This window comes from Gaiella sp. (genome assembly GCF_035710885.1).
GTDB lineage: Bacteria > Actinomycetota > Thermoleophilia > Gaiellales > Gaiellaceae > Gaiella.
This window is the reverse complement of record NZ_DASTCS010000022.1, coordinates 44729-51372: the sequence shown is the minus strand read 5'-3', so window position 1 is coordinate 51372 and position 6644 is coordinate 44729. Positions and strand designations below refer to the sequence as shown.

Annotated in this window: 5 protein-coding genes; 3 read left to right on the top strand and 2 right to left on the bottom strand. The window is 69.9% G+C overall.

The annotated features are described in order from the left end of the window. Positions 1-39 precede the first annotated feature (39 nt). Both VFO26_RS05000 and VFO26_RS04995 read right to left on the bottom strand, forming a co-directional pair. A complete protein-coding gene (locus VFO26_RS05000; RefSeq protein ID WP_325113797.1) occupies positions 40-2781 on the bottom strand; it encodes a hypothetical protein in 2742 nt (913 codons plus the stop codon). A gap of 72 nt (positions 2782-2853) precedes the next feature. Then, positions 2854-4509 (bottom strand): hypothetical protein, encoded by a 1656-nt coding sequence (locus VFO26_RS04995; protein ID WP_325113795.1) that lies wholly within the window; start codon positions 4507-4509, stop codon positions 2854-2856. A gap of 215 nt (positions 4510-4724) precedes the next feature. On the opposite strand from VFO26_RS04995, the gene VFO26_RS04990 reads away from it, so the two are divergent. The 3 genes from VFO26_RS04990 to VFO26_RS04980 are packed head-to-tail and all read left to right on the top strand — an operon-like array spanning position 4725 to position 6520. After that, complete coding sequence (locus VFO26_RS04990) at positions 4725-5231, top strand: sigma-70 family RNA polymerase sigma factor (protein WP_325113794.1); 507 nt, start codon at positions 4725-4727, stop codon at positions 5229-5231. A 52-nt stretch (positions 5232-5283) separates the two neighbouring features. Next, positions 5284-5613 (top strand): toxin-antitoxin system HicB family antitoxin, encoded by a 330-nt coding sequence (locus tag VFO26_RS04985; protein ID WP_325113793.1) that lies wholly within the window; start codon positions 5284-5286, stop codon positions 5611-5613. Positions 5614-5620: 7 nt separating this feature from the next. Beyond that, positions 5621-6520, top strand: a complete 900-nt coding sequence (locus tag VFO26_RS04980) for a Kelch repeat-containing protein (RefSeq protein WP_325113791.1) — start codon at positions 5621-5623, stop codon at positions 6518-6520. Positions 6521-6644 lie beyond the last annotated feature (124 nt).

Here is a 6644-nt window from a genome sequence, read left to right as displayed (position 1 = left end):
GCCGCCGGGAATCTCCCGGCGGCCGCTCCTCCCTGTCCATCAGTGCTTCTTCCTGTTCTTCCCTCCTTGGATTGCGCGGAGCCATGCGCCTCCGCGCTGGTCGCTCCACGAGCCCTGCCCGGCGACCTGCAGGTACTCCGGGCTCTTGCCCGACTGCTCCTGCTCGAGCGCCTGGTGGGTCTTGTTCAGGTTCAAGGCCAGGGCGAGACCCGTGACCTCGTTGGACTGCTCGACCGAGCCACCGCCGCCCTTGCTCTTCACCCGGACGGGCTTGTGCTCGTTCGATGCGCCGAGCTGGATCGCCGCGGCGTCCGCGTCGGCGTCCTGCCGGTTCCAGGCACCCTGACCGGCGACTTGGAGGTAGGAGCCGCCGTGGCCTCCACCGGTCTGGTCCTGGTCGATCGACTGATCGGTCTTGTTGAGGTTCAGCGCCGCCGCGATCGCGGTGGTGCTGTTCGTCTGCGTGACGTCACCGTCGTCCCCACGGCTGAGCACTCGGGTGGACTTGTTCGTGTTCGACGGCTTCAGCTGGAGGGCGAACGCGTCGGCGTCCGCATCCTGGTGGCTGTCCGCCTCCTGTCCTGCGACCTGGAGGTAGTCCGAGCTACCGCCCGACTTCTTGCCGTCGGACTTCTCGTCCTCGCGGTACGGCGACTTCTTCGCACCGCCCTGGTCCTGGTCGATCGACTGATCGGTCTTGTTGGCGTTCGCCGCGATCCCGACTGCGGTCGCTGCGTTCGTCTGCTCGACGTCACCGTCGTCGCCCTTGCTGAGAACGCGGATCGAGGAGGCCGTGTTGCTCGGCTTGATCTGGATCGCCGTTGCATCCGCATCGGCGTCCTGATCGTTCTTGGCCGATTGGCCCGCGACCTGCGTGTAGCTCGAGCCGTCGTCCGACTTCTTGCCGTCGGACTTCTCGCTCTCGTACGGCGCCTTCATCTTCGCGCCGCCCTGGTCCTGGTCGATCGACTGATCCGTCTTGTTGGCGTTCAGCGCCGCCGCCAGAGCGGTGGTGCTGTTCGTCTGCTCGACGTCTCCGCCGTCGCCCGGGCTGAGAACGCGGATCGAGGAGGCCGTGTTGCTCGGCTTGATCTGGACGGCCTTCGCGTCGGCGTCGGCGTCCTGATCGTTCTTGGCCTCCTGGCCTGCAACCTGCGAGTAGTCGGAGCCCTGGCCATGGCCCGACTGGTCCTGATCGATCGACTGATCGGTCTTGTTGACGTTGGCAGCGATCCCGATCGAGGTCGCTGCGTTCGTCTGCTCGACGTCACCGTCGTCACCAGGGCTCAGGACACGGATCGAGGAGGCCGTGTTGCTCGGCTTGACCTGGACGGCCTTCGCGTCTGCGTCGGCGTCCTGATCGTTCTTGGCCTCCTGGCCCGCGACCTGCGAGTAGCTGGAGCCGCCGTCCGACTTCTTGCCGTCCGACTTCTCCTGCTCGTGGTACGGCGCCTGCTTGGCGCCGCTTTGGTCCTGATCGATCGACTGATCGGTCTTGTTGAGGTTCAGCGCCGCCGCGACCGCGGTGGTGCTGTTGGACTGGTCGACGTCTCCGCCGTCGCCCGGGCTGAGAACGCGGATCGAGGAAGCCGTGTTGCTCGGCTTGACCTGGACGGCCTTCGCGTCTGCGTCGGCGTCCTGATCGTTCTTGGCCTCCTGGCCCGCGACCTGCGAGTAGCTCGAGCCGCCGTCCGACTTCTTGCCGTCGGACTTCCCACCGGACATCCCGCCCGGCTGATCCTGGTCGATCGACTGATCCGTCTTGTTGACGTTCGCCGCGATCCCGACTGCGGTCGCTGCGTTCGTCTGCTCGACGTCACCGTCGTCACCAGGGCTCAGGACACGGATCGAGGAGGCCGTGTTGCTCGGCTTGACCTGGACGGCCTTCGCGTCTGCGTCGGCGTCCTGGTCACTCTTGGCCTCCTGGCCCGCGACCTGGGAGTAGCTCGAACCGCCGTCCGACATCTTGCCGTCGGACTTCTCGCTCTCGTACGGCGCCTTCTTCTCGCCGCCCTGATCCTGGTCGATGTCCTGGTCCGTCTTGTTGGCGTTCAGCGCCGCCGCCAGAGCGGTGGAGCTGTTCGTCTGCTCGACGTCACCGTCGTCGCCCGGGCTCAGGACACGGATCGAGGAGGCCGTGTTGCTCGGCTTGACCTGGACGGCCTTCGCGTCTGCGTCGGCGTCCTGGTCGTTCTCGGCCTCCTGACCTGCGACCTGCGAGTAGTCGGAGCCGTGACCCGAGCCAGCCTGTGACTGGTCGGTGTCCTGGTCGGTCTTGTTGTCGTTCAGGGCGGCCGCGCCGGCGGTCGCCGCGTTCGACTGGCTCAGATTGCCGTTGTCGCCAGGGCTGAGAACGCGGATCGACTGCGCCGTGTTGCTCGGTGCGATCTGCACCGCTTTCGCGTCGGCGTCAGCATCCTGGTCGTTCTCGGCCTCCTGGCCGGCGACCTGCGAGTACCCGGAGCCGTGACCCGAGCCAGCCTGTGACTGGTCGATGTCCTGGTCCGTCTTGTTTGCGTTTGCGGCAATGGCCGCCGCAGTCGTGGTGTTCGACTGCGAGACCGAGCCGTTGCTGCCGGGGCTGAGAACGCGAATCGACTGCGCGTTGTTCGTCGGCCCCGACTGGTAGGCGCTGCCGTTCCCGTCGGCGTCCTGCCCGCTGTCTGCGGACTGGCCGGCGGTCTGCTCAGCGCCTCCCGGATCCTCCTCGGCAGCGGCCTGCGCGACGCCGAACGACAGCGCGAGCATGAGCGCCCCGAGGAGTGTGGCAATGCGTTTCATCGATCGTTGCTCCTTCCGTAAACAGGTCCCGCGGAGCCGGCGCTCCACGGCATCGTCGAGACGGGAGGAGCGCTACCCAGGCGTATCGGGTATGCGGCTGCGATGCCCTGAGGGCGTGGCGATCCGGTCGATCGCGACACGCCTGGCCAGATCGAGCAGCGCGGCCAGGAACGGCAGAGCAAGGAAGATGGGGAGCCCACCGCTCGAAGAGCCGCCGCCCGACGAGGGCGCGGCGCTCGTGCCGGACGGTGCGGTCTCGGGCGCGGGTGACGCGGGTCCCTTGGTGCGCCAGCGGGGAGCCGTCTTCGCGCGCTTCGCTGCGGGCGTCACCTCCCGCGCCTCGGAACCCGCGCCGGAGGGGGCGGGGCGGAGCACCGGCGCGTCGAGCCCATGCCTGCCGAGTGCCGGGCGGCTGAGCTCAGGCTGCTGCCACGCGATACGGGGCGCGACGCCGAGGCGCGGTGCGAACCCGGAAGCGGGGGCGAGCGGGGCGGGCAGCTGGCGACCGAGGATCGGGGACGCCGTCGGCAGCTCGACGAAGCCCTCCATCCAGGGGAGTGCGGGCTCGGCGACGAGCCCGGAGAGGCCGCCTGCCTCGGCCATGGACGGTACGGACACAACCGGTGAGAGGACGGCTGGGAGGGACACGAACCCGGGAAGGGCCGAGGCGCCCGGGAAGCCGACGGGAAAGCCGGGGGCAGGGGCCGATCCCGGCGAAGCGGCGTTTCCGGAGGTCGTGCTGCGGGCTCCCCCTAGGCCGGCGCTGACCGCGACCGCAACGTTGGACTGGCTCACGGGCCCGTCGTTCCCGGAGCTTCCGACGCGAATGGAGACATTCACGTTGACGGGTTGATACTGACCGGTAGTTGCTCCCTGATACTGACCTGGATTCTCGCCGCAGTTCCAGATCCATGTCCAGTTTCTCGGCATGAATCCACCGCCGGATCCACTCGATGATATTCCAGAGAACGATGGCGCAGAGACGCAATCCCATTCCCAGTTCCACAGATCCGTGTCGTCGGTGGCCTGCGATACTGGGCTGACAGCGGAGGGCGATACTGCCCCCGCTTCCTGGCCGCCCTCGACGCTCTGCCCCGCCTTTGGCGAAGAGGTCGCGTTGGTCGTCGGAGCGGTGGCGGGAGCAGTGGACAACATCGCCGACGGGGCCGCCGCGGTCGAGACGGCTGCCGCCACATTCAGCTGCGTGACGGGGCCGTTGTCCCCTGGGCTCCCGACCCGGACGCTTACATTCACGTTGGTCGGGGAGGTCTGAACCGAGACCGCCGGCGGAGCCGTGGAGGCCGTCGGGCCGGGCGACGCAGTATCGGAGGTGGTATCGGCCACAACCGGCGTGGTATCGGGCGTTTCCGCCTCCTCAGGCTCCTCGGCGGCGTCCGGCAGGGGCGCCGAGCTGCCCGCTGCCTCGGGCTCTGCCACCTCCGGTGGCGGCACCTGGGTCGTCGAGTCGTCCGCCGGAGCCTCTTCGTCGAGAGCCACTGCGTCGAGGGCCTCGGCGACCTCCTCCGGGAGCCCGGCGGGCATCTCGGCAGCCGCGACGCCCGTCGCGTCGAGCGCCGGGGTGGATGTGGCGGCGTCGAGCGCGGAGGAGGCGGCCGCGACCGAGCCGTCGTCGGCCCGGCCGGGAGAGGGGAAGACCGAAGCCGCGCCCCCTACGAGCGCAGCGGCGACCACACAGGTCGCCACGCGCGCGCTGTCGATAGACGTCATCCTTTTTCATCTATGCATTGATTTCCATATTTCTATTCATCAGTTCGCCGAAATTCTCTAGACATGCCCACGCCGACGTTGTATGTTGGGTCCGGATGTGATCATCGATCAGGGTGGTGATCCGGGGGATGACGAACGAGGGCAGGAGACGGGGCTCGACGGCCGCGCTCCTTTCGGCATATCACCGTCGGGGAGATCGGAGCGCCCGTGCGCGCGTGATCGAGCAGAATCTTCCGCTCGTCCGCTCGCTCGCGCGGCGGTTCGCACGCCCGTCCGAGTCGATCGACGATCTCGTGCAGGTCGGGACGATTGGCCTGATCAAGGCCGTCGACGGTTACCGGGAGGATCGAGGCAGCGACCTCGGCGCCTACGCCGTCCCGACCATCGTGGGTGAGCTGCGCCGCCATGTCCACGACCGTCGCTGGCCGGTGCGCGTGGCGGGCAGGTCGGCGCCCGCTACGTCGCCGGTCGCAACGAGCCTGGACGAGCAGTCACTCGAGACCGCATCGGACTCGGAGCTCGAGCGGAGCGAGGACCGCCAGCTCGTCAGTGCGGGGCTCCGTGCCCTGAGTCCCCGCGAGCGCCGAATCGTCGCACTGCGCTTCTATCGAGATCTGAGCCAACAGAGCATCGCCGCCGAGGTCGGGCTCTCCCAGGTGCAGGTCTCACGCGTGCTGGCCTCCTCCCTGACGAAGATGCGCGAGCGCATCGAGGTCGGTTGAGATGGGCCGCGGCGTTGTGCGCACCGCCCGCAGGCCGTACACTCGCCGTTGGGTGAGCGCGCAACCATCCGCCTCCGAAGTCGACGAGGCGAGCCGCACGAAGACGCCGTCGCCGAGCGGACGCCTGCTGCTTCGCATGCCTCCGGACCTGCACGGCGAGCTCGCGCAGGCGGCGGAGCGAGAGGGGACCAGCCTGAACGGCTACATCATCGCGCGCCTCAGCGAGTCGGTGGGTCGCCCTGCGGGCGACGGCGAGTCCGGGACGCGGCACTCCTCCGTGTCACCCACGACGTTGACACGGCTCCTCGTGGCGAACGTCGTCGCCGTCACCGTGGCGGCCGCCGCTGCCGTCGTGATCCTGCTCGTGGCCTGGCTCGGTTAGCCGGCGGGTGCTCGTCGGCACGGCGTCGACCCTGGCGGCCGTCGCCGCCGCAGCGTGGGTTGCCGGGTCTCCCCTTCCGGAGCCGCGGACCGAGGTGGCCGCGGCGCCGCTCGGCGGGCGCATCGTGGTCGTCGGAGGATTCCTCTCCAGCGGCGGCAACTCGCGCCGGGTGGACGCATACGACCCCGACGAAGACAGCTGGGCGCGCCTACCCGACCTTCCCGTGTCGGTCGATCATGCGGCGGCGGCCTCGTGGCGCGGACGGTTGGTCGTGGTCGGCGGCTACGGTGCCGACCGGCAGCCGCTCCGAGCGGCGTTTCTCTTCGACGGCCGCCGGTGGCGCGAGCTCCCGCCGCCGCCCGAGGAGCGCGCCGCGGCTGCCGCCGCAGCGACCTCGAACGGGCGCGTGTGGGTCGTCGGCGGCCGCACGCGCAGCGGCCTGGCGTCGCGCGCGCTGACGCTCGACCTGAGGACGCTTCGCTGGCGCGTCGTTCGCGGACCCCGACCGCGCGAGCACCTGGCCGCGGCGGCGGTAGGCGGCCGTGTCCACGCGATCGGCGGCCGCCTGGCCGGCTACGACACGAATCTCCGCACCGTCGAGGCCTACGACCCGCGCGCAGGTCGCTGGACGCGCCTGCCGGACCTCCCCGACGCGCGTGGCGGGACCGGAGCGACGGCAATCGCCGGCCGGATCGTCTCGGTCGGCGGCGAGTCGCCCGGCGGCACGAACCGGACTGTGTGGGCGCTCCCGCGGCGAGCGGCCCGCTGGGCCCGACTCCCGGACCTCCCCACCCCACGCCACGGGCTCGGGGTGGTCGCGCTGAACGGCCGCGTCTGGGCGATCGCCGGCGGCCCGGAGCCCGGACTGACGGTCAGTGGCGCGGTCGAATCGCTCCCGATCCCCTGACGGGTCGGCGCCTTCGCCGCGATCGCTCCTGCTCTCCCGCGTGCGTCCGCGACGCCCGGCGGGCGAGGCACGAGAGGACCCGGGGCGCCGCTGAGCGTGCGGGCCGGAGGGGATAGTGCGACAG

Bases quoted from the DNA above. Each gene is read 5' to 3' on its own strand.
- VFO26_RS05000 (WP_325113797.1), bottom strand. From the start codon at position 2,781: ATGAAACGCATTGCCACACTCCTCGGGGCGCTCATGCTCGCGCTGTCG.
- VFO26_RS04995 (WP_325113795.1), bottom strand. From the start codon at position 4,509: ATGACGTCTATCGACAGCGCGCGCGTGGCGACCTGTGTGGTCGCCGCT.